The organism is Mammaliicoccus lentus (genome assembly GCF_947036595.1).
GTDB classification, from domain to species: Bacteria; Bacillota; Bacilli; order Staphylococcales; family Staphylococcaceae; genus Mammaliicoccus; species Mammaliicoccus lentus.
Genome location: NZ_OX344834.1, coordinates 1158325 through 1182030, shown reverse-complemented (window position 1 = coordinate 1182030; position 23706 = coordinate 1158325). Strand labels below are relative to the sequence as shown.

Annotated in this window: 22 protein-coding genes; 6 read left to right on the top strand and 16 right to left on the bottom strand. The window is 31.5% G+C overall.

Annotated elements, in window-relative coordinates; translation table 11 throughout:
• Nucleotides 1-10: 10 nt before the first annotated feature.
• The 3 genes from ystJ to ACNMOQ_RS05880 form a co-directional block, all read right to left on the bottom strand.
• Complete coding sequence (gene ystJ, locus ACNMOQ_RS05890; RefSeq protein WP_070044736.1) at nucleotides 11-1240, bottom strand: NADP-dependent malic enzyme; 1230 nt, start codon at nucleotides 1238-1240, stop codon at nucleotides 11-13.
• Between the two features lie 137 nt (nucleotides 1241-1377).
• A complete protein-coding gene (locus tag ACNMOQ_RS05885; protein ID WP_135020692.1) occupies nucleotides 1378-4569 on the bottom strand; it encodes a DNA polymerase III subunit alpha in 3192 nt (1063 codons plus the stop codon).
• 12 nt (nucleotides 4570-4581) lie between these two features.
• A complete protein-coding gene (locus tag ACNMOQ_RS05880; RefSeq protein ID WP_017000645.1) occupies nucleotides 4582-5508 on the bottom strand; it encodes a DHH family phosphoesterase in 927 nt (308 codons plus the stop codon).
• A 74-nt stretch (nucleotides 5509-5582) separates the two neighbouring features.
• On the opposite strand from ACNMOQ_RS05880, the gene ACNMOQ_RS05875 reads away from it, so the two are divergent.
• Nucleotides 5583-5942, top strand: coding sequence for a YtpI family protein (locus ACNMOQ_RS05875; RefSeq protein ID WP_064204351.1), 360 nt, complete (start codon nucleotides 5583-5585; stop codon nucleotides 5940-5942).
• 164 nt (nucleotides 5943-6106) lie between these two features.
• Here ACNMOQ_RS05875 and ACNMOQ_RS05870 read toward each other — a convergent pair whose 3' ends face one another.
• Entirely contained in the window at nucleotides 6107-7402 is a 1296-nt protein-coding gene (locus tag ACNMOQ_RS05870) for a DRTGG domain-containing protein (protein WP_017000643.1), read from the bottom strand.
• 142 nt (nucleotides 7403-7544) lie between these two features.
• Complete coding sequence (locus ACNMOQ_RS05865) at nucleotides 7545-8234, bottom strand: metal-dependent hydrolase (RefSeq protein WP_017000642.1); 690 nt, start codon at nucleotides 8232-8234, stop codon at nucleotides 7545-7547.
• Between the two features lie 108 nt (nucleotides 8235-8342).
• Between ACNMOQ_RS05865 and ACNMOQ_RS05860 the strand changes: the two genes are divergently transcribed.
• Both ACNMOQ_RS05860 and ACNMOQ_RS05855 read left to right on the top strand, forming a co-directional pair.
• The gene (locus tag ACNMOQ_RS05860; protein ID WP_064211084.1) at nucleotides 8343-9401 is read left to right on the top strand and encodes a M24 family metallopeptidase; all 1059 of its coding nucleotides are present in this window, start codon (nucleotides 8343-8345) and stop codon (nucleotides 9399-9401) included.
• Nucleotides 9398-10027, top strand: a complete 630-nt coding sequence (locus ACNMOQ_RS05855; protein ID WP_017000640.1) for a copper homeostasis protein CutC — start codon at nucleotides 9398-9400, stop codon at nucleotides 10025-10027. The genes ACNMOQ_RS05860 and ACNMOQ_RS05855 overlap by 4 nt, the downstream gene beginning before the upstream one ends.
• A 64-nt stretch (nucleotides 10028-10091) precedes the next feature.
• On the opposite strand, the gene ACNMOQ_RS05850 is transcribed toward ACNMOQ_RS05855, so the two are convergent.
• From ACNMOQ_RS05850 to ACNMOQ_RS05840, 3 genes are all read right to left on the bottom strand, one after another.
• Nucleotides 10092-10865: a DeoR/GlpR family DNA-binding transcription regulator gene (locus tag ACNMOQ_RS05850; protein WP_416350341.1), complete on the bottom strand. Its 774-nt coding sequence runs from the start codon at nucleotides 10863-10865 to the stop codon at nucleotides 10092-10094.
• An 82-nt stretch (nucleotides 10866-10947) separates the two neighbouring features.
• Nucleotides 10948-12135 carry an MFS transporter gene (locus tag ACNMOQ_RS05845; protein WP_275589329.1) on the bottom strand — a complete coding sequence of 396 codons (1188 nt, stop codon included), beginning with the start codon at nucleotides 12133-12135 and terminating at the stop codon, nucleotides 10948-10950.
• A 49-nt stretch (nucleotides 12136-12184) separates the two neighbouring features.
• Nucleotides 12185-13255 (bottom strand): alcohol dehydrogenase catalytic domain-containing protein, encoded by a 1071-nt coding sequence (locus tag ACNMOQ_RS05840; RefSeq protein ID WP_416350340.1) that lies wholly within the window; start codon nucleotides 13253-13255, stop codon nucleotides 12185-12187.
• A 160-nt stretch (nucleotides 13256-13415) separates the two neighbouring features.
• Here ACNMOQ_RS05840 and ACNMOQ_RS05835 point away from each other — a divergent pair, with 160 nt between their 5' ends.
• On the top strand, nucleotides 13416-15038 hold the full coding sequence (locus ACNMOQ_RS05835) for a ribulokinase (protein ID WP_416350339.1): 1623 nt from the start codon (nucleotides 13416-13418) through the stop codon (nucleotides 15036-15038).
• Nucleotides 15039-15097: 59 nt separating this feature from the next.
• On the opposite strand, the gene ald is transcribed toward ACNMOQ_RS05835, so the two are convergent.
• Nucleotides 15098-16210 (bottom strand): alanine dehydrogenase, encoded by a 1113-nt coding sequence (gene ald, locus ACNMOQ_RS05830; RefSeq protein WP_239752529.1) that lies wholly within the window; start codon nucleotides 16208-16210, stop codon nucleotides 15098-15100.
• Between the two features lie 233 nt (nucleotides 16211-16443).
• Here ald and ACNMOQ_RS05825 point away from each other — a divergent pair, with 233 nt between their 5' ends.
• A complete protein-coding gene (locus tag ACNMOQ_RS05825; protein WP_017000638.1) occupies nucleotides 16444-16950 on the top strand; it encodes a universal stress protein in 507 nt (168 codons plus the stop codon).
• A gap of 159 nt (nucleotides 16951-17109) precedes the next feature.
• On the opposite strand, the gene ACNMOQ_RS05820 is transcribed toward ACNMOQ_RS05825, so the two are convergent.
• The 6 genes from ACNMOQ_RS05820 to sppA form a co-directional block, all read right to left on the bottom strand.
• Complete coding sequence (locus tag ACNMOQ_RS05820) at nucleotides 17110-17238, bottom strand: hypothetical protein (protein WP_017000637.1); 129 nt, start codon at nucleotides 17236-17238, stop codon at nucleotides 17110-17112.
• A 149-nt stretch (nucleotides 17239-17387) separates the two neighbouring features.
• The gene (locus ACNMOQ_RS05815) at nucleotides 17388-18587 is read right to left on the bottom strand and encodes an acetate kinase (RefSeq protein WP_017000636.1); all 1200 of its coding nucleotides are present in this window, start codon (nucleotides 18585-18587) and stop codon (nucleotides 17388-17390) included.
• Between the two features lie 75 nt (nucleotides 18588-18662).
• Entirely contained in the window at nucleotides 18663-19607 is a 945-nt protein-coding gene (locus ACNMOQ_RS05810; RefSeq protein ID WP_218729661.1) for a class I SAM-dependent methyltransferase, read from the bottom strand.
• A gap of 61 nt (nucleotides 19608-19668) precedes the next feature.
• Nucleotides 19669-20169, bottom strand: a complete 501-nt coding sequence (gene tpx, locus ACNMOQ_RS05805; RefSeq protein ID WP_017000634.1) for a thiol peroxidase — start codon at nucleotides 20167-20169, stop codon at nucleotides 19669-19671.
• Nucleotides 20170-20237: 68 nt separating this feature from the next.
• Nucleotides 20238-20798: an RDD family protein gene (locus ACNMOQ_RS05800; RefSeq protein ID WP_017000633.1), complete on the bottom strand. Its 561-nt coding sequence runs from the start codon at nucleotides 20796-20798 to the stop codon at nucleotides 20238-20240.
• A 12-nt stretch (nucleotides 20799-20810) separates the two neighbouring features.
• Complete coding sequence (gene sppA, locus ACNMOQ_RS05795; RefSeq protein WP_064204352.1) at nucleotides 20811-21806, bottom strand: signal peptide peptidase SppA; 996 nt, start codon at nucleotides 21804-21806, stop codon at nucleotides 20811-20813.
• A gap of 86 nt (nucleotides 21807-21892) precedes the next feature.
• Here sppA and ACNMOQ_RS05790 point away from each other — a divergent pair, with 86 nt between their 5' ends.
• On the top strand, nucleotides 21893-22696 hold the full coding sequence (locus tag ACNMOQ_RS05790; protein ID WP_017000632.1) for an NAD kinase: 804 nt from the start codon (nucleotides 21893-21895) through the stop codon (nucleotides 22694-22696).
• A 222-nt stretch (nucleotides 22697-22918) separates the two neighbouring features.
• Here ACNMOQ_RS05790 and ACNMOQ_RS05785 read toward each other — a convergent pair whose 3' ends face one another.
• Nucleotides 22919-23692 (bottom strand): sulfite exporter TauE/SafE family protein, encoded by a 774-nt coding sequence (locus tag ACNMOQ_RS05785; protein WP_416350338.1) that lies wholly within the window; start codon nucleotides 23690-23692, stop codon nucleotides 22919-22921.
• Nucleotides 23693-23706 lie beyond the last annotated feature (14 nt).

Here is a 23706-nt window from a genome sequence, read left to right as displayed (position 1 = left end):
CCTTCCGAAATTATGATAAATCTGCTAGTTCATATGTCTTACGTTCAATTTCATCTATATCTACTTCAATACGTGCAACGCCTGATTCCATTCCTGCTTTAGCTACCGCCTTTGCTACGTATGGTGCTACTCTAGGATCGAATGGGCCTGGGATGACATAGTCAGCGTTTAATTCTTTATCTGAAACTAAGTTAGCGATTGCTTCAACAGCTGCTTGTTTCATTTCTTCATTAATATGAGTCGCACGAATATCTAATGCACCTCTAAATATACCAGGGAATGCTAGGACATTATTAATTTGGTTTGGAAAGTCAGAACGACCTGTACCGATTACTTTTGCTCCTGCTTCTTTAGCTATATCTGGCATGATTTCTGGAACTGGATTTGCCATTGCGAAGATAATTGAATCTTCAGCCATAGTGTCAACCATATCTTTAGTTAGAGCACCTTCTACAGACACACCAATAAAGACATCAGCATCATTAATGACATCTTCTAATTTACCTTCAATTTTATCTTTGTTAGTCCATTTAGCTACAAATTCTTTAGTAGGGTTCATGCCATATTCACGACCTTCAAAGATTGCACCTCTAGAATCACACATAATCATATTTCTAACACCATAACTGTATAGAAGTTTGATAATTGCGATACCTGCTGCACCTGCTCCGTTTAATACAACTTTGATGTCAGCTAAATCTCTATCTGTCAATTTAAGCGCGTTTAATAAGCCTGCAACTGTAACAATTGCAGTTCCGTGTTGATCATCATGAAAAACTGGTATTTTTGTTTCTTTTTTTAGTCTTTCTTCAATTTCAAAACATCTTGGAGCTGAAATATCTTCTAGGTTTACGCCACCATAATTTGGCTCTAGTAACTTCACTGTATTTACGATTTCATCTACATCAACTGTATTTAATGCAATTGGAATACCATCTACTCCAGCAAAACTTTTAAATAATACAGCTTTACCTTCCATTACCGGTATACTTGCTTCTGGACCAATATCCCCTAATCCAAGAACAGCTGTACCATCAGTTATAACAGCTACTGCATTAGATTTCATTGTGTAATCATAAACCTTGCGGACATCTTCATGAATGTCCTTACATGGTTCAGCTACCCCTGGAGAATAAGCTAAACTTAATTCTTCTTTATTTGTGACTTTAACTTTTGCGTAAACGCCTAATTTTCCTTGTTTTTCTTTGTGCATGTATAAAGCATCGTCTCTTAATGACAATATAATCATCCCTTCGTTATTATATGTATCTCCCAATATATTATACATGAAATTTCCTATTTTTAATTAAAAAATTCTCCATAGTGGTCAGACCACCATGGAGAATACTATATCATAATTTAATTGATTAATAAAGCCTATATCAATCGTATATTTTCGTAACCTATCATATCGATAAAATCTTTAATATTTCCTTTATCAGAATTTAAATAACCCATATTATGAGATGTATAATCTTCGTCATTAAAATAAGTTACTTTAATGCCACTTTTATGATTTTGCGTAACCCAATCATTAAGTTCAAATACATTTCGAACAACTAATTCAGAAGTTGTTTTGATTTTGTACTCTTTATAATCTTCTAATAAATCTATTTGGTTGATAATTATTTGCATTTTACCGTTTCTGTTTTCGAATTTACCTTGAATAATTAAAGGTTTATTTTCTATATTCATTGTTTCAATTTTTTTATACGTATCCGGAAAAATAACGCCTTCAACTTCATTAATGCCGTCAATTAAATTAACGAATGCCATGTTTTGTCCTTTTTTAGTTCTTATTTTTCTTAAAGAAGCAATCATAACAAGCATTGGCACTTTATCGTTTTGTACTCTAATTGGATAAATCGTTAAATATTGATGCTGCTTAAATAATGTTAAGATAGGATGTTCTGTAGCATAAAATCCTAAATATTCTTTTTCATATTCACTTTTCATTAAACTAGGCATTTCTTCTACTTCTTTAAATTCTTTTTTAACATTTAAACCCAACTCTGAAAGTAAATTATTCGCATCTCCAACAGATGCGCTACTTTCGAAAACATCATCTAAAGACTGTAGCATTGTTGCTCTAGTTTGCTTAAAATCATCTAACGCCCCAGCATAAATAAGTGCTTGAATTAGTTTTTTATTCTTAACTTTATTTGGTAGCCTATGCACTAAGTCGTACATATCTTTATAAGGTCCTCTATACTTTCTTTCTTCTACTAAACTCTTTACGCTTTGATAACCGACAGTTTTAATTGCACCTAAAGATGTGTATATACCAGTTTTGGTTGCTTTGTAGAACCATTCACTATGATTAATAGATGGCGGATAAATTTTTACACCTATCCTTTTTAATTCTGTAACCATTTGTTCAGTTTTATTTTCATTACCAACTACATTAGATAAAATAGATGCATAAAAGTAAGTAGGATAATGCACTTTTAAATAAGTCATAATGTAAGCTATTTTACTATATGCGACAGCATGAGCTTTAGGGTAACCATAATCAGCGAATTTTAAAATTAAATCAAAAATTTTAATAGCTGTTTGTTCTTCATAACCACGACTTAAACTCCCATTTATAAAATGTTTTCTTTCATTTTCAAGAACAGATCTATTTTTCTTACTCATAGCCCTTCTTAAAATATCAGCTTCACCATAGGAGAAACCAGCAAATTTACTAGCTATTTGCATAATTTGTTCTTGATAAATAATAACACCATATGTAGACTTTAAGATTTCTTCTAAATCAGGATGCAAGTATTCAATTGGTTCAACTTTTCTTCTTCTTTTTATATAAGTAGGTATTTCTTCCATAGGTCCTGGTCTATATAAAGAAGTCACTGCTACTATATCTAAGAAATGGTCAGGTTTTAACCTTTTCAACACACTTCTTACACCTTGAGATTCTAGTTGGAATATTCCAGTAGTTTCTCCACGTGATAATAGTTGAAATACTTTTTGATCATCATAAGGTATATTTTCGATATCAATTTCAGTTTTTTCTTGATACTTAACTTGATTCACAACTTGCTGAATGATTGATAAATTCCTTAATCCTAAAAAGTCGATTTTTAACAGACCTAATTTTTCAGTTTCTGTCATCGTCCATTGTGTTAATACACCTGTATCTCCCATCATTGTCGGTACAAATTCATGTAAAGGTTGATCGTTTATAATGATACCTGCTGCGTGTGTCGAAGTATGTCTTGGTAAACCTTCTAATTGTTTACATAATTGGAACCATTTTTCGTTTAAATGGTTTTTACTGACGAATTGTTTAAATTCATCACTTTCATATGCCTCGTCTAAAGTTATACCTAACTTGTGTGGTATTAACTTAGATATATAATTTAAAGTTGGTTCATCAAATTGTAATATTCTACCTACATCTCTGGCAACTGCTCGTGCTAGCAAATGACCGTAAGTCACTATACCTGCTACTCTATTATCACCGTACTTCTCTTGGACATATTGAATAACTTTATCCCGCTTCGTATCTTGGAAATCAATATCAATATCCGGCATAGTTACACGTTCTGGATTTAGAAAACGCTCAAATAATAGGTCATATTCAATAGGATCCAATGTCGTAATATTTAGTATATAACTTACGAGCGAACCACCTGAAGAGCCACGCCCTGGACCAACTAACACATCATTTGATTTCGCATAATTTATTAAGTCACTCACTATAAGGAAGTAATCTGAATATCCCATGGATACTATAATGTCATACTCATATTTCAACCTTTCAGCATAAGTGTCATTAAATTGTGGAAAGTTTGATTTATTGTTCATCAATAATTCCCACAGATAAGTATCACTATCTTTGCCATTTGGCGTAACATACTTCGGCAATAAATCTTGATGGTATTGAATTTGTACATTACATTTTTCAGCTATTTCATCAGTTGTTTTGATAAATTTAGATGAGACGTCAATTTGGCTTAATTCTTCCATAGTTAAAAAATGTTGGTTTAAATGCGTATTAAAATCAGATATTGTTAATTTTTCATTATTTTTAATAGCATTTAATGCAATTAAACTATCGCTATCTTCATCATTTAAATATAAAGCCGATTGCATATACACTTTTTTATAATTTTCTTCAACTGATGAATCATGGGATATGTACTTGTCTTGGTCAGATATTTTTATTGAATGGAATAAATGTTCATTATCAATATTTAAGTTTTTACCTATTATGATTAAACCTTCTGAATAAGTATTTAACCACTCGATTGGCGTTGAATGTCTTTCTTTAAGAGATATCGCTGAAGATAATTTAACTAAATTTTGATAACCAGATTGATTTTTGGCTAACAACACACATTCTAATTCATTTAATTGATCATCTAAATAAATGGTCAAACCAAATATAGGTTTAATACCTTGTTTTAAACATTCATCATAAAATTGCAAAGCTCCATACATGACATTTAAATCTGTTATAGCAAGCGCTTGATAATTTTCATTTTTAGCCTTTTTAATAACATCTGGAATTCTCAAACTAGAATTCAACAAATCAAATGACGAATGAATATTTAAATGACTTACCATGCGCTTTACCTCCTATATTTCAGATTTAATATCTCTAGCTAATTCATCGAACTCTTCCCAACTGTATACAGAAGCACCTGATGCATTAGGGTGTCCTCCACCATTGTATTTTGCCGCAATATGATTTATTTTTATACCTTTAGATCTAATGCGACATCTAATTTCTTTTCCTTCATCGACTGCAAACACCCAAGCTTTCACACCTTTAATATCTGCAACTGCATTGACAAATAATGATGCTTCATTTGGTAAAATATCAAATTTTTCTAATATATCTTTCGTTATTTTTATATAACAAAATCCGTTTCCATCATAGTTGAAGTTTTGAAGGATGTACCCTTGAAAATGTAATAGCTTTGGTTCACGTTCACTAAGTTGATTAAGCATTTCATTGCGGTTAAATTCTTTAGTCATAAGTGAAGCGGCTACTTCCATAGTATGAGGTGTCGTATTATCAAACAAGAAACGACCAGTATCTCCTACTATACCTAAATATAATACACGACTTGCTTTTGTATTAATTTCAGATTGGTTTAAATTCCACTCTTGATTTAAATCATAAATAATTTCACTTGTTGAAGAAGCTTCAGTGTTAACATAATTAATATCGCCATATGAATCAACTGGTGGATGATGATCTATTTTAATGAGCTCTTTACCTAGTTTAAATCGATTATCATCGATTCTTGGTTCATTTGCCGTATCACAAATTATTACTAAAGCATTTTGGTATACTTCATCCTCAATATTGTCTAATTCACCAATAAACTCTAATGAAGGTTCTGATTGTCCAACTGCATAAATATTTTTTTCGGGAAAAGCTTCTTCTAAAATATATTTCAGTCCTAGTTGCGAGCCGTAAGCATCAGGGTCTGGTCTTACATGTCTATGTATAATTATTGTTTCGTATTCTTTAATTTTATTTAAAATGTCATTCATATTGGTCCCTCTTTCTATATATTTACTTATATTTTATAAATTGATATAATGCTTCTTGGTAGGAGGATTAAACTATGTCACCTGAAATTATGTCCGTATTGGTTGCGTTATCCGTAACCGTAATGATTCTCGCTTTAATTTTTACTATTTTAAACTTTGCCCGTTCATTCAGAACAAAAAGAGATGTTAGAAAAGCATATCATAAAGAACGTGCGAGATTTTTCTTTGGTATCTTCTTAATAGCATTCTCAGCAGACCAAGTACTTTTGTTTCCAACTTTAGTTACTTACATAATTGTCTTAGTATTGGTGTTCTTTGGTATTGTTAATATTACCTATGGACATAAAGCAAGTAAATACTTTAAAGGTAATTTACCGATTGAGAACAAAGCTTGGGAAGAATTCGAACGAAAAAAACGTAATCAATCATCTTAAAAACGGAGTGGGACAGAAACCTCATTTTACTAAAAAGGTTTCGTTGCCCCACCCCGGCAAGAATGATTAGAATTGAAAAGCTTGATATAAGTGCATTTTCAGTTCAGTCATCTATTGCCAATATTTTTCTTTGGTCTGGAGCATTTATTGTTTTCCAGACTTTTTTATTTATCTAGTAATTGACACATCAACAATGCTTTCGCAACAGTATTATTACCATTCATCATAGATATTTCAAATTTAGCAGACAACCTGCCCATATCTAAAACTGATATATTAACAGTAACTTCTTCATCAATTTGTACCGTTTTAAAATAATAAATGTCTATATGTTCAATCATCAACTCTGATTTCTTCAATTTTCTCACTTCATATCTAAGTGCTTCTTCTATTACTGCTATATAAATTGATTTCGTCATCATACCAAATTGATTTGTAAGTTGTGGAGAAATATTAACTTTTATTTTGCCGTTCTCCATACTAATTTGTTTAGCAATTTGATCATGAATTGTTTCTCCTATCTGAGGCTGTCTACTCATCAGTTGCATTGTCTTTAACACATCTTCTCTTGAGATTATACCAATTAATTCTTTCGTATTTGAGACAACTGGTAACAATTCAATACCTTCCCAAATCATCAAATGAGCACATGTAGCTATCGTTGTATTTAAATGCGCAACGATTGGTGCTTTAGTCATTAAAGCTTTAATCTGTTTATCTGGCTCTTCATTAACAATATCTTTACTCGTTAAAATACCGATGACCTTTAGTTCATTATCGACAACTGGAAATCTAGTATGAGAAGTTTGTTGTGACATTTCGTTCCAATCTCTCACTTTTTGGTTATCAAATAAATAAGAAGTTTCTTCAATTGGTATCATGATATCTTCTACCATAAGAATTTCTTTTTTAATCATTTGGTCATAAATAGCTCGATTGATTGCATTGGCTACTAAAAACGTATCATAATTAGAAGATATTATAGGTAAATCATGCTCATTGGCATATTCGATAATGTCATCATCCGCTTCAAATCCACCCGTTATTAATACGGCTGAACCTCTTTTCAACGCTTCCATTTGAACATCTGCTCTATTACCGACTATAAGCAATGTATTCATCGTTAAGTATTTAACAACATCTTTGATTTCCATAGCACCAATTGCAAATTTAGATAAGGTTTTATGTAAGCCTTGTTTACCACCTAAAACTTGTCCATCTACTATTTTCACAATTTCATTAAAAGTTAAGTTTTCAATTTGTTCTCTTGATTTTCTTTCAATTCTAACTGTACCTACTCTATCAATTGATGCTACTAACCCTTTATTATCAGCTTCTTTTATCGCCCTGTATGCAGTACCTTCTGAAACATTTAAATCTTTAGCAATCTGTCTGACAGAGATTTTATGTCCAACAGATAACGATTCAATGTACTTTATTATTTGTTCATGTTTCGTCATGTTTTATACCCTCTATCGATTATAATGAATTAATTATATTATACATTCTTGAGAGATTAAAAGATATGTTTACATAAGAAAGAATCATTAACAAAATATAAGAGACTGGGACATTTATTTATGTCTCAGCCTCTTATATTAATTATAATTCTACATGTTCACCTGGTTTTAAAATATGAACTTCTGCTTTTGTTACAGCTTTTTCAAATTCTTTTGGATCTTGTTTAATTAAATCAAATGTGTCGTAATGGATTGGAACGACTTTTTTAGGTTTGATAAACTCATTGATGGCATAACTTGCATCATCAATGCCCATTGTAAAGTTGTCACCGATTGGTACAAAACATAAATCAACAGGATGTCTATCAGCTATTAACTTCATATCGCTGAATAAACCTGTATCACCTGTATGATAAATTGTGCCACCTTCAGTTTCTAGAACAATACCTGCAGGCATTCCTAAATAAATTATTTCGCCATTTTCTTCTGTAAAACTATTACTGTGGAATGCTTGAACAAATTTTACTTTACCAAAATTAAATTCAATGTTCCCACCAATATTCATTGGATGTAGGTTTTCAAGTCCATGTTTATTAGATAAATAATCAATTGCTTCTGGTAATGCAATAACTAGTGCACCTGTTCTTTTAGCAATATTTACTGTATCCCCAATATGGTCGCCATGACTGTGTGTCAATATGATATAATCTGCTTCTACTTCATCTACATTTAAGTCACTCATAGGATTGCCAGATATAAATGGGTCTACAATCACTTTATGATTTTTACTTTCGAAATATATAACTGATTGACCATGAAATGATACTTTCATGAATTTCCCTCCTCACAATATCTTTTCTCTATATTATATACCCTAAATTTGAATTTATTAAGCAGGAAGTCTAGAATAATGATGTACGAAAGATAATTGGGAGGCTGAATTATGAAACACAATGAAATTACAACGTTTTTAAATGAGAAAAATGTAGATGCTGCATGGATAACAACACCTTTAAATATTTTTTATTTAACTGGTTATTTATCTGAACCTCATGAACGTTTATTTAGTTTATTAATTACAAAAGACGGAGAAGAAACACTATTTTGTCCAAAAATGGAAGTTGAAGAAGCTAAAAATGCTGGGTTCAAAGGGGATATCGTTGGATATTTAGATACTGAATCAGCTTTTGACTTAATTGAAGAAAGAACTTATAAAACTTTCGCTATTGAATCCGAACATTTATCTGTTAAACGTTTTCGCGAAGTAGAAAAAGCTTTTAATGTTGAAAAATTCGAAGATATTGATCAAGTGTTGAAAGATGTAAGAAACATTAAAACTCAAAATGAAATTGAATTATTGCATGAAGCGGCTAAATATGCAGATTTAGCAATTAAAGCTGGTGCCGAAAAATTGGCTGAAGGTGTAACTGAAATCGAAGTACTTAATCATATTGAAACAACTATGAAACAACATGGGATTTCAAAAATGAGCTTTGATACGATGGTATTATTCGGAGATCACGCAGCAGCACCACATGGTACCCCGGGAGATAGAAAATTACAAAACAATGAATATGTTTTATTTGATTTAGGTGTTATATACAAAGGTTACTGCTCGGACATTACAAGAACAATAGCATTTGGTACACCGCCTGAAAAAGCTCAAGAAATTTATAACATTGTATTAGAAGCAAATAAAAAAGCAATTGATATTATTAAACCAGGCGTTAAAATCTCTGAATGTGATAAAGTAGCACGAGATATTATAAGTAATGCTGGATATGGTGATTACTTCCCACATAGACTCGGTCACGGTTTAGGATTAAGTGTTCATGAATTCCCTGATATTTCTAGCGTTAACACAGATACATTTAAAGAAGGTATGGTTTTAACTGTTGAACCAGGCATTTATGTTCCTGGAGTAGCTGGTGTTAGAATTGAAGACGATATTGTTGTAACAAAAGACGGCCATGAATTTTTAACAGGTTATGAAAAATGATAAAAGAATCTTGCGTTGAAACAATTGAACAAATTAACCATGCGATTAAAAACGGAGCAAATCGTATAGAATTATGCGATAACTTATCTGTAGGTGGCACTACACCTAGCTATGGTATGGTTAAAATTGCAACTGAGTTATGTCATCAAAATGATGTACAAGTTGCTGTTATGATTAGGCCTAGGGGTGGAGACTTTAATTACGATTATTTTGAATATGAAGTAATGAGACAAGATATTATTCAACTTAAAACTTTAAATGTAGACGCATTTGTTTTTGGTTGTTTAGATGAAAATGAACAACTCGATGAATGGAAAATGGATGCTTTAAAAGAAACATGCGGAGATACACACGCAGTATGTCACATGGCATTTGATTTAATCAATCCATATATTCAATTAAAGTCTCTTGATTGGCTAATTGACCACGGCTTTGAGCGCTTGTTAACACATGGCGGCCCAAGTGATCAATCAGTCTTTGATAACGTATTCCATCTCGGTAAATTGCTAATGCATTCAAAAGGCAACATCACAATTATGCCAGGTGGCGGACTTAATAAAGATAATTTACAAACGTTACTTAACGACATACCGTTTGATGAAGTACATGGAACTAAGATTGTTTAAATTATAAAAGACAAATCTGAATTAATATCAGATTTGTCTTTTTCATTATAGTAACTTAGATTTTTTATTTTTGTACATCAACTTTAATAAATTGTTTTATATTTTGTTTGTACTTTTCATAATCATAATTATTATTTGTATTATCAGTAACTAATGTATCTATTTTAGAAAGTGAACAAATATTATGTAATGAAACTTTATCAAACTTAGAACTATCAGTTAGAAGAAAAACTTCCTTAGATTGTTTAACCATTATTTTTTTAGCTGGTGAAAGTTCTTCGCTATAATGTGTAACACCATGATTATAGTGTATAGCAGGGGTTCCTAAAAATAATTTTGTTGGATTCAAACCACTTAAAACCTCATTAGTTATATATCCATTTAATATATAGTTATCTTTATATAGTATTCCACCCGTGACAATCACTTTATTTTGTGAAGATTTTAATATAGACGCTATATGGATGTCGTTAGTAATTATTGTTAATTCTGACTTGTTGATTAGTTGTTTAGCAAATTGAAAAGTCGTAGATCCGGAATCAATTATAATAGTATCTCCTTCTTCGACAAATTCAGCTGCTTTTTTACCAATACACTCCTTTTCAATTATATAACTAGATTCTCTGTCGTGAAAATCTAACTCATCAACTACTTCGTCACTACGTAAAACTACGCCCCCATGAGTCCTTTTTATCTGATTAAATTGTTCTAAACTTTTTAAATCTCTACGAATAGTAGCTTCATGGACATTAAATGAAATAGATAATTCATGTACCGTCGCCTTTTTATTTTGTTTTAAATAATTAATTATATTTTGTTCACGTTCTGCTGGTAGCATAAAAAAACATCTCCATATTTAATCTTTTCCTATTATTATAACAAAAGACTATACTTACTGTTCTTTTTTACACTTATTTATATTAATATTTTGGCAATTTTATAAAGTAAGTTAATATTGAACTAAAGAAATAAAGGATAGCCAAAATCCATATAACGCCTCTAGCCTCTACTATATCTATAAATAAATTCACAATCATTGGCCCTATAAATACAGGTAAACCAGCACCCAAATTCAATACCGCCAATGCTGCTCCTTTATCATTTTTAACAAGAGATGGTATTAAAGCAGATAAAGGAACATATGCTGCTAATAGCGCTCCCCAAATTATACCTACTATTGTTAAAATTACTAAATTGCCATTTGTCCATAAAGGTATATATCCTATTAATAATGTTGTAACACCACATCCGACGCCACCAAATAACATAATTGTATTTCGCCAACCGAATTTATCACCAACTATTCCAAAAATGAGATTAAATGCAATATTTGAAATAAATATCACAGACCAAACACCTAACCATTTAGAAGTTGGTATGCCAAAAGTTGCTAGATAAATTGGTAAGAACACTGGAAATGCAAATTGAGCAGTAGTATTAATAATTCGAACAATACCACCTAATAAAACTTTAGGCTCATCCTTCATAATCGTTATGCCTCTAAATATTTCTGCGATTTTTTCTTTTGAATTACCTTTGTTAGTTGGTAAAGTATCTTTATTAATAATTAATGCTAAAAATCCACCGAGAGCTACCCAAAATAAAGAACTCCAAAGCGTATTAACATGTCCTAATACTTCTATAGCAAAAATTGAGTAAACAGCACCTAATACATTTAATCCTCCAGTAAATACAAACCAAAACCAACCTACTGCTGAACCTAATTTATCTTTTTCTGCACGATAAGATATCCAAACTAAGAATGAATATGCAAATAAAGGATAACCAAAGCCTCTTAATGCATAAGCTGGAATCATTACTCCTAAGTTATTGGTTGGTAGTGCTATTCCTACAAAACCAACTGTTCCAATAATATATATAAATAAACCAACAGCCATTGTTTTCTTACCGCCAAGCGACTCAGCTAATACACCACTAAACCAACTTGAAATAGCAATTGTAACACCATAACTAGCAAACAATGCGCTTGTTTCCTTAATTGTAAATCCTTGACCATGTAACCAAGGACTTAACCAACCAATTTCTAAACCATCACCCATCATAAATATTAAAATACCAATATAACCCCATGCTATTTTACGTGGCATTCCTAGTATTGTTTGATTTAAGTTCAATATATTCACCCCTTTTTACAATTTACCAATTATATTTTAAATATATTTTTTTCCAATCTCTGTTATTTGCAGCATCATCCATTGCTTTGTTTAGGTCACTAATTTCATTAATTTCATAATATGATTGAGGAATTAATTTACTTAGTGCTTCTTGATAATCTTGATTATCAAAACTTTGAATCAATTGTTCAAATTCTTTTTTAGTACTTCTTGAACTGCCGGATAAAGTTAATCCTTTCTCTAAAATATCTCGTGTATTTATACCTACTAAATCTTCTGTAACACCCATTAAGATTATTTGCCCTTGTCGATCTATTAAATCAATTGCTTGGTTAATCGCAGATTCAGAAAATTTGCCACCTGCACATTCAAACACTGTATGAATTCCATTCTCTTTTTTAAATGGATAATCATTTACTAAGTGTGTAGTAGCTATATTAGAGAATTCTGCTAATTTTTCTTCAACTGCACCAAATACAATTAGATTCTCTTTTTTAATTCCAAATATATAATATAGGGCTGTTGCTGCAAGATAACCAACGGGACCATCACCAAAAACTGCAATTTTAGGAGATTGCTCAGTTGTTAGTTTTTCCAATTGATTCATTGGGAATAAAGACACTGAACATAATTCAGCTAATAATGCTACATCTTCATTTAACTCTTTCGGTATTTTAACGACGTTATCACCATGAATAACTAACTTACTTTGACAAATTCCATCATAACCACTTCCCATAAAAACTGCATTTTCATCATAATTGTCTAATAAATTAGTATTTTCGACATTTTCTTTTTGTAACCTTGACGGAATGTTAGGTACAATAACCACTTTATCTCCTTCTTTAATTTTGTCATGATTAGATTCTTCAACTACTCCAATACCTTCATGAAATAAAGCCATTGGTAATTTTCTATCTAGTGCTTCTTTTCGACGATTTCCTGTATAATATCTCAAGTCAGCATGACATACACTTGCTTTAGTTGGTCTTATAATTACGTCATTGTTTCCAAATACATGTTGAATAGTTGTTTCTTTAAACTTTCCTGGTTTAATTAATCTATACGCAGTAGAAGTTATATTATTGTTCATTTATGCTCATCCTCCGTTTTTCAAAAGTTTATTTGTGTTCATATCGGTATCATAAACTCGTTTATATTACGTTGTCAACATTTTAATGTTCATTTATATTGATTTTATGTTCATTTATGCTTATTATAATGAGTAAGTGCTTTCACAAGGAGGATATATTATGACTTATAGTATTGGTATAGATTACGGCACTAGTTCTGGTAGAGTTTTTCTAGTGCAAACTGAAAACGGAAAGATAATTTCTCAATTCGTAAAAACATATACACATGGGACAATAGATGAATATTTATTTGATCAAAAATTACCACATGGTTTTTCATTACAAAACGGAAATGATTATTTAGAAGTTCTAGAGGAAGGCATACCCTATGTCATCAACCATTCAAATGTAGATCCTAATGAAATTATAGGTTTAGGAATAGATTTCACTTCATCAACAGTAATTTTTGTAGGTGATAATATGATGCCTATACACAATAAGCCTAGATTTAAGGAGAACCCTCATGCTTATATAAAACTATGGAAACATCATGGTGCAGAAGCTGAGGCTAATTTATTATATGATACTGCGATAAAAAACAAACAGCGTTGGTTAGGTAACTACGGTTATAACGTGAGTAGTGAATGGATGATTCCAAAAATAATGGAAGTAATGAATAAGGCTCCAGAAATAATCGAACAATCCTACGCTATCATGGACGCTGGAGACTGGATAGTTAATATATTAACTAATAGCAATATACGATCTAATTGTGGTATAGGATATAAATCTTTCTGGGAGGAAGATAAAGGCTTTCACTATGATTTATTTGATGAAATAGATAAAAATATTTCAAAAGTGGTTAAAGATAAATTAGAAGCTCCTATAATAAAGATTGGTGAATCAGCTGGTTCAATATGTAAAAAGATGGCTTCTAAATTAGGGTTATCTGAAAAAACGCAAGTTAGCCCTTTCATCATAGACGCACATTCTAGTCTACTTGGCATTGGATCAGAAAAAGAAAAACAAATGACTATGGTTATGGGGACAAGTACATGTCATATAATGTTGAACAAAAAGCAAAAAAAAGTACCTGGAATTTCAGGTTCAATTAAAGGTGCAATTATACCTGAATTATATGCTTACGAAGCTGGACAATCAGCAGTCGGTGATTTATTTGAATACGCAGTAAAACAAACTCCTAGTTCCTATGTTTCTGAAGCAGATGAAAGAAATATTTCAATACATCAGCTTTTAGAAGAAAAAGCGAATAAATTAACACCTAGAGAAAGTGGACTGATAGTTTTAGACTGGCATAATGGAAACAGAAGTGTATTGAGTGATAGCACTTTAAGAGGAAGTATCTTTGGATTAACATTACAAACTAAGCACGAAGAAATTTATAGAGCATATTTAGAAGCAACAGCTTTTGGAACAAAAATGATAATGCAACAATATGAAGACTGGGGTATGGATGTTGAAGATGTGTTTGCATGTGGTGGCATTCCTCAAAAAAATAAACTATTGATGGAAATTTATGCAAATGTCTTGAATAAAAAAATCACAGTAATAGATAGCGAATATGCTCCAGCAATAGGTGCTGCTATTCTAGGAGCCGTTGCTGGAAAAGTATATTCTAATGTGCAATCTGCTTCAAAAGCTATGAAAGCACCTATTCTGTATGAAATTGAACCAAATAATTTTGATGTCGAAAGTTATAAAATACTTTTTGATGCTTATAAAGAATTACATGATATTCATGGTTATAAAAAAGCAAGAATAATGCAAAGTATAACTAAATAATTTAATCTATCAAAAAAAGCACAAAATGTTTAATATACCAACATTTTGTGCTTTCTCTATTATTTCAAGATGTCTTGATAAGGTGTAAATTCCTTATCAAATGTTTTTGCTACTTCTTCGTAAGTTAATTTACCATGAATTGTGTTTAAACCTTTTGCTAGTGCTTCATTTTCTTGGCATGCTTTTATATAGCCTTTGTTTGCAAGTTGTAATGCGTATGGAGTTGTTGCATTATTTAAAGCTATTGTTGACGTTCTAGGCACTGCGCCAGGCATGTTAGCAACTGAATAATGAACGACACCGTGCTTAACATATGTAGGATCGTCATGCGTTGTAATTCTATCCGATGTTTCGAATGAACCACCTTGATCAATTGCAATATCCACAAGTACTGAACCAGGTCTCATTTTCTTAACCATATCTTCAGTTACAAGCTTTGGTGCCTTTGCACCAGGGATAAGAACAGAACCTATCACTAAATCACTTTCAACTACAGATTCTTCGATGTTTAATGGTGATGACATCATTGTTTGTACACTAGAACCAAATAAATCATCTAATTGTTGTAATCTAGTAGGATTTAAATCAATAATTGTAACATCAGCACCAAGACCGACTGCCATTTTAGCAGCATTTGTTCCTGCTTGTCCGCCGCCAATTATTGTGACTTTTCCACGTTTAACACCGGGTACACCAGATAATAGAATTCCAATTCCACCATTAGTTTTTTGTAAGAATTGAGCACCAATTTGTGTAGACATTCTTCCTGCAACTTCACTCATAGGTGCTAATAATGGTAGAGAGCGATCTTTTAATTGAACAGTCTCATAAGCAATTGCTGTTACTTCATTTTCTAATAATGCATTAGTTAACGATTCTTCTGCTGCTAAATGAAGATATGTAAAAAGTATTAAATCCTTTTTGAAAAATTGAAATTCTTCTTCAAGAGGTTCTTTAACTTTCATAACCATTTCAACATTCCAAGCTTCTTTTTGATCAACAATTTCAGCACCTAAAGCCTTGTAGTCTTCGTCTGTAAATTGTGAACCTAAACCTGCACCAGTTTCTACTTTAACTGAGTGTTTTTGGTCAATTAAAGTTGCTACTCCACTGGGTGTTAACGCCACCCTATTCTCATTATTTTTTATCTCTTTTGGTACTCCAATTATCATAATAAATTCCCTCCTTGACTCAATCATAACGCCATAATTTTGAAAGCGCAATCATTTTTATTCAAAAATTATACTATTGCTAATGTCTTAAATTTCTAAATATTCAAACAATAATTATACTTTATCATATTATGATTAAAAATGTGACATTATCTCTATTATTAAAAAGTTAATTTGTTATTTTTTCAGAAAATTATGATATAATAAGATAAAAGAACTAGGAGGCGGTTCAGATGTTAAATTATAAAAATATTCTTATAGCAGTAGATGGATCAACTGAGGCAGAATGGGCTTATAACAAGGCAGTAGCTGTAGCAAAACGTAACGATGCTAAATTAACAATTGTTAATATTGTTGATTCTCGCTCATACGCTAGTGTTGAGGCTTATGATACTCAAATAGTAAATAAAGCTACAAGCTTCGCTGAAAGTTTATTATCTGGATATAAAGAAAATGCTGAAAAAAATGGTGTAGCAAATGTTGCAACTAAATTGGAATTTGGCTCACCTAAAACGATTATTCCTAAAAAGTTAGCTGATGATTTTGAAGTCGACTTAATCATGTGTGGTACTTCAGGACTAAATGCAGTAGAACGCTTCATTGTAGGTTCAGTTTCAGAAGCAATTGTTCGAAATTCTCCATGTGACGTTTTAGTTGTTAGAACTGAAACAATGCCTGAAGATTTCGAACCAACAGTTGCAACAAAAGAATTATTCGATCAACATCACGATGGGAAATAATTTTTAAGAACTAAATATTAATCGAGTTTAGGATATAATTCCACACTTCCAAAAAGCTTGAGAGTTGGGCAGAAATCTCATTTTATTAAACAGATTTCGTAGTCCTACCCCGGCAATGAGGCTGAGACATGTATTTATGTCTCAGCCTCAAATTTTTTATTATTTTTGTTCGTTATTTTGGTCTTGTATATCTTCATTACTTTTTTGCTTTTGTTTTTTCGCTTGTTCTCTACCTACTCTTCTCATTACAATTCTAACTAATCGCAACAGTGCTCTCTCTGGTCTCATGATATTCCTCCTCATTGCTTCTTTAATTATGTATAGCCTTAACGATAAATAGATAAACATAAAGGAATTGGATAACTAACATTAAAATTTTCATATAAATAAAAGAGGTTGAAACAATTAATTTGTTTCAACCTCTTGATTATTAATAATTATTTACCTAAGTTACCAAATTTCATAACATCACGAGCGATTACAACTTCTTCGTCAGTTGGAATAACAATTACTTTAACTGGTGAATGTGGGTAGTTGATAAATGCTTCTTCACCATGTAATCCTGTGTTTAAGCGTGGGTCCCAATATACACCCATGAATTCTAAACCTTCTAATACTTTAGCACGTACAGTATCAGAGTTTTCACCAACACCTGCAGTGAATACAATAGCGTCTAAACCATGCATTCTTGTTGCATAAGAACCCATATATTTATGAATTCTAGAAGCGAATACATCTAATGCCAATTTAGCTCTTTCATTACCTTCGTTTGCATCTTGTTGTATATCTCTTAAATCACTTGAAGAACCTGAAATACCAAGTAATCCTGATTCTTTGTTTAAGATATTTAATACTTCTTCTGCATTTTTGCCCGTTTTTTCCATGATAAATGGAATTAAAGCTGGGTCTAAGTTACCTGAACGTGTTCCCATTGTTACACCAGCTAATGGTGTGAAGCCCATAGATGTATCTACAGATTTACCGCCATCAATAGCTGCGATTGACGCGCCATTCCCGATATGGCATGAAATAATTCTTAATTGATCTATAGGACGATCTAATAATTCAGCTGCTCTTTCTGATACATATTTATGACTTGTACCATGGAAACCATATTTACGAATACCGAAATCTTTATAGAAGTTATAAGGTAAACTATATAAATATGATTCTTCTGGCATAGTTTGATGGAATGAAGTATCAAATACTGCAACGTGAGGAATATTTGGTAATAGCTTTCTGAAAGCCTTAATACCCATAATGTTTGCTGGGTTATGCAAAGGCGCAAGTTCTGTTAATGATTCAATTTTTTCTAACACATCATCTGTTACAAGTGCTGATTCAGGGAATAATTCTCCACCATGTACTACACGGTGACCAGTTCCTTGAATATCATTAATATCATTGATAATGTTATGATTTTTCAGTGCATCTAACATAATGTTAACTGCAATATCATGATTTTCAATATCTAATGTTTCAGTAATTTTTTCTCCGTTTACTACAATTGAGAAAACTGAATTTTTTAAACCAATACGTTCTATCAAGCCTTTTGTTATTACTTTTTCTTCAGGCATTTCAAATAATTGAAATTTTAATGATGAACTACCGGCATTAATTGCTATTATTTTTGTCATTTAGACTTCCTCCTGATAATACTTTTCTATACTATTTAAACACTAATACAGATACTAATCAAGTATTAATACAGTTTATGAAGGATGATTTTCTTTCATCCATTCATCAACTTCATCTAAAAACGTTTTCAGTTGGGCTTGTGCTTTGAAGTCTGGAATATTCGCTAATAATACCTCAACAGAATGAGTTTTCCCTGAGTCTTTCTTTTGTAAGATTAATAATGATTTTTTAGATTGTTCTGTCTTAAACAATGTTTTAGGGAAGTTTAAAAATGCTTGCATTTCTGTTTCTGTTGCAATAAATTTTTGAAGCTGTTTCACTTCTTCACCTTCGAATAATTGACTTGGAACAATTAAAAATACATAACCACCTGGTCTCACTGCATTGACTGCTTGTTCTAATAATAAATAATGGCTATAACTGTGACCATTTTCGAAACCTAATTTCATTTCTTTACTACGTTCATCAACTGGATAATACCCAACTGGTAAATCCCCTACTACAACGTCCGCTTCTTCTAATGGTAGTGGCATAATTGCATCATGTGGATATACATCGAATGGTATTTCCAAGAAGTTAGCAAGATGAATACTTACACGCTGTAATACTGGGTCTACTTCTATTAAATGATGCATTACAGTTTTTTCTTGGTTCTGTTCATTTATTGTCGCACTTAAATGTCCTGTTCCACTTGCTATATCTACAACATTTAATTCCTCTTTATTCTTATTAAATAAGTTAACAAGGTAGCTTAATATAAAGCCTATTGAGTCCGGTGTCATTTGATGATTAGGTTGAATGATTTCTTCTTTTAGCAAACTTAAATATGCAAATTGAAATGCTTTTCTTCTCTCTTGTATTGTCGATTGTTCTAAGAGGTCTCTTTGGTTGGTATAAATATCTTCCATTGCTAAACCTAAGTTTTCAATGTAACTTTGTCCATTTTCATCATGTAATTTTTTACTATTTTCATCCAGTTTCTCATACAATGTTTCCATAATATTTTTTTCTTCAGTCATAATTGCCCTCTTTCGTATAAAAAGCTGCCCATTCATATGGACAGCACTTTATAGTTGTTTATTAGTTTAAGTTTTTGAAAGCTTCTAAAGCTTTATCATAGTCTGGGTGATTTGTGCCTTCACTCACAATTTCTGAGTAAACAACTTTATTGTCTTTATCTAATACAAAGACAGAACGTGCTAGTAAACGTAATTCTTTCATTACTACACCATAATTTTCACCAAATGATAAGTCACGGTGATCACTTAATGTAATTACGTTTTCTAAACCTTCAGCTGCACACCATTTCTTTTGAGCAAATGGTAAGTCGTTTGAAATTGTTAGAACAACTCCATCTTGTACATCTGCTGCTTCTTCATTAAATTTGCGAGTTTGTTGACTACAAACACCTGTATCTAAAGAAGGTACGGCACTAATGAGTTTCTTTTTACCTTCATAGTCTTTTAAAGTTCTTTCTGATAAATCATTTGCTAATACAGTAAAGTCTGGTGCTGTTGAACCTACTTCTACTTCTTTACCTACTAATGTAATAGGTTCATTCTTGAATGTAACTTGCGCCATTAAAAAAGCCTCCTTAATCTTGATAGGTATATTCTATCATGATTAAAGAGACTTTGAAATTCATTTGTTTATGAGTTTTGACTCGTTACTCTTTGGAAATCTTTTCTCATTTCAATGTATTTATTTTTCAAAACAACTGTATCACCAAAGTAATCGTGAATACCTTTATGTTTTTTATTAAATGCTACGACTATATAAGGTAAGCCAAGCAATATGCCCGAAATAATTCTACCTATCCATTCTCTAAATAACACATCAGTAAATTTTAACGGCTTTGCATCTTCTCGATAAACACTCAAGCCAAGTATCATTTTTCCTAATGTTGCCTTAAAATAATAAGTCATTAACACAAAATATAAATAAAATATCAACGCGCTAACAATATTTTCAACACTGAAATATGGTACGAATAGGTACTCACTCTTAATACTTGTTGACGCGAATAGCGGTCCTAATACAATACCTTTAAACCCAGCTAAAGCAAGTAAATCAATGATATAAGCTAAAAATCGAACCCAGAATCCAGCAAATACGATAGATTTTATACTAGACATATACTTATTTACAGTGCGTTCTATGTCACTTTGTTCACGAGAAGAAGCGACTTGTTCGTAATGTACTTCAGTCATTTAAAATCCTCCTTACTCACCATATAGATACATAGGTTGTGGTGAATTATTTGCTTTAATAAGTGCTTCATATTTACTTATATCATCAAAACCTAACATAGATGAAATTTTACTTTTAGCTCCCATTGGGAAGTTCATGAATGAACCAGTTGTATCATAAGTAACTACTTGTGCATTTTTAGATTTTACTGCATTTCTTAAATCTTTAATTGCATCATCTTCATAACCAATTTCATCGATTAATCCGTTTGATTTTGCTTGTTGTGAAGAATATATTCTTCCGTCTGCTAATTTCTTAACTTTATCTTCTGGCATATCTCTGCCATCTTTAATAACTTTAACAAATTGTTTATAGCTATCATCTATGATTGATTGCATAATGTCTTTTTCTTCTTTAGACATATCTTTCATAGGGTTTAATATTTGTTTATGTTTACCTGAAACAACTGATTGATCTTTTACGCCTAAGTTATCTGCTAGTTCAGCATAATTAATACTAGAGATAATAACCCCTAATGAACCAGTTAAAGTTTGTGAACCTGCATAAATTTTATCAGCTGGAGTAGAGATGTAGTATCCCCCAGATGCAGCCATATTTTTCATTTGTACATAAACTTTCTTGTTTTTCGCTTTTATTTCTTCAAGTTTTTTATGTATTTCGTCACTTTCGTATGTACCACCACCTGGTGAATTAACTTCTAATAAGACGCCTTTTACGCTATTATCTTTTTTAATTTTATCTAATTTCTTTAAAAATGATTGATGATTATACCCACTGCCACTGAATAATGATTCTTCAGTTCCAGTATCTTGTATAGTTCCATCAACAGATAATTTAACTATTTTACTACTGCTATCACTTCCTGATTGGACTGATTCACTTATGCCGTCAGAACCTGTAACAGTATTTTTCCAAGAATTATCAAGAAATACACCTACTGTACTCATCACAATACCACCAATAACAAGTACTAGTGCAATAATAATTGCAACTAACCTTTTTGACATACTATCTTCCTTTCTATTTTAAGATTTTACATTTATAATGATAACAGACTTTCATATCAACTGTAACAATTTGGGAGGAAGATTTTATGAATTCTAATAAACATATTTATTTTTTCACATCTAAAGATAAAGACATACTTCAAACATGTGACGAAATCAAAGCACAGATGGAACCATATGGCTTTAAATTCGTAAATAATCACGAAGAAGCGGATATTATCGCTTCAATTGGAGGGGATGGTAGCTTCTTACAGGCATGTCGCAAAACTAATTTTAATAAAGACAAAATTTATGTCGGGATTCGTACACGCTTAGATCAAAATTACTTATATGTTGATTTTAGTGTTGATGACATACAAAACTTGATCGATTCTATTAATTCAAATGATGTAATGGTCCGTAAATACCCAGTTTTAGAAGTAAACCTTAACGATCAGATGTCATATATGTGTTTAAATGATTTTTACATTAAATCTAGTGTTATTAAGCCAATGAAGATGGAAATTTATATTGACGATGAATACTTTGAAGCATTTAATGGTGATGGTTTACTAATCTCTACCCCTACAGGTTCAACAGGTTATAATAAATCTTTAGATGGCGCTATAATTGACCCGATGATTCGAAGCATGCAACTAACTGAAATTGCTTCATTAAATAATAATAACTTTAGAACAGTAAGTAGTTCTGTCGTCTTAGGCGAAACGCGTACCCTTAAAATTGTATTAGATAAAGAAGGCAATTATTATCCTATCATGGGATTAGATAATGAAGCATTAAGTATACAAGAAACTGAGTTTGTTAGACTTCAAATAAAAAATAAATATATACGTACACTCAGACTCCCACACAATTCATTTTGGAGCAAAGTACAAAGGAAATTTTTATAATAGAAAAAAGCCCGAGACACATTTATGTTTCGGGCTTTTATTATATATGTGAGGTAATGACCTCTAACGTGCAAGAAATTATTAACAAGCTCGTTAGCGTTATAGGCCTATATTTTAAAATCGTATATATTAAAAATCTTCTTAATTTGTTAATTAATATCTCAACGGATTAGGAGGATTTTTTGAGCTAATGAATTATCTCCCTGTCTCATGTTATTTTAATCACATTAACTGTACAGTCACATAATCATAAATATTTTTAATAATCAAAATGATAGTCACAACAATAAATAATACTTTTACATAAGATACGCCTTTTTTAATAGCAAACGTCACTCCTAAGTATGAACCTGCTACCATTGATGCGGCCATACATAATCCATATACATAATTGACTTGTCCGAGAAACATGAACAATAATAAAGCACCAACGTTTGAAGCAAGGTTTAAAAACTTTGCATTACCTGCTGCATGTAAGTAGTCAAGGCCAATTAATAACAACATGAATAGGAAAAACGAACCTGTTCCACCACCTAAGAAGCCATCATAATAACCAATAACAATTACACCAATAATAAAAAGTATCGCCTTTTTTAATGATAATTTTTTATATTGGTTAATATCTCCCCAATCTTTCTTTACAATGGAATACACTGTAACAAGAGCAAGAATGATAATAGCTAACGGCTTTAAATATTCTGGTGGTAAATAAGTCGCAGTTATTGCTCCCAAGATTGAGCCGATAAAGCTTAAAGGAAATAACTTTCCGACAATATCAAAATCCACTTTCTTTGCTTTAATAAACTTCATTGTACTTGTAAATGTACCAAAAGAACTTGCTAATTTATTTGTACCTAACGCAACTGCTGGATCCATTCCAACTGCTAGTAGCGCCGGTAAAGAAATCAAACCACCGCCACCTACAACAGAATCTATAAATGACGCAATTAAACCAAATACTATAATGATGAGTAGGATATTAATATCAAACTCCATCGTCTCATCTCCTC